The following is a 777-nucleotide window of genomic DNA, read 5'->3' on the forward strand; positions in this document are numbered from 1 at the left end:
TCTACCAACGCGGGATAATGTGTCTTTTACTATTGATAAACGAGACTTCAGATGCAAATTAGCAAAGATAAAGTGGTAACCTTTCATTATAGACTATCGAATGAGCAAGGCAGTGAGCTGGAGACCTCTCATGGAGAAGACCCGGTTGCTTATTTGCATGGCCATGGAAATATTATTTCTGGTTTGGAAAAAGGCCTGGAAGGTCAGTCGGCAGAAGATGTTTTGACTGTGACGGTTGAACCTCAAGACGGCTATGGCCTGCGTAAAGAAGAAGCTGTTCAGCGCGTACCAATTAAGCACCTAGTGGGCGATAAAAAGCAAAATTCCAAGTTGAAGCCTGGTATGGTGGTTTCGATTAATACCGAAGAAGGTCCAAGGCAGGTTGTGGTATTAAAGGCAGGAAAGTTTAATGTCGATGTGGACACGAATCACCCTTTGGCCGGGCAGGTTTTGAGTTTCGATATTGAAATTCAGAGCGTCAGGGAAGCAACAGAAGATGAGTTGGCTCACGGGCATGCTCATGGTGTTGGTGGTCACCACCATTAACAAGTGCTAATGTTGCAAGCATAGAGATTTCACCAAAAAACAAGTAACGTGAGCGTTTTTAGAATGGCTTCTTCAGGAAATGAACATGAAAAAAACGCTTCTAGGCCTAGCTCTAATAGGTGCTTCTACTCTCAGCTATGCTGCTGAACCTCTAAAGTCTCTTGATACTCAAGATCAAAAAGTTAGCTATAGCTTTGGCTTGGTTCTAGGTAAGCGCATGACTAACGATAT

1 protein-coding gene is annotated in these 777 nt (G+C 43.4%); it reads left to right on the forward strand.

Features of this window, described 5'->3' with window-relative positions; all coding sequences use genetic code 11:
- Nucleotides 1–51: 51 nt before the first annotated feature.
- Nucleotides 52–546, forward strand: coding sequence for a peptidylprolyl isomerase (locus A3763_RS02275; protein WP_068514515.1), 495 nt, complete (start codon nt 52–54; stop codon nt 544–546).
- Nucleotides 547–777 lie beyond the last annotated feature (231 nt).

This window comes from Oleiphilus sp. HI0128 (assembly GCF_001635365.1).

Coding starts and splice junctions, on each gene's coding strand:
- A3763_RS02275 (WP_068514515.1), top strand. CDS start 52: ATGCAAATTAGCAAAGATAAAGTGGTAACCTTTCATTATAGACTATCG.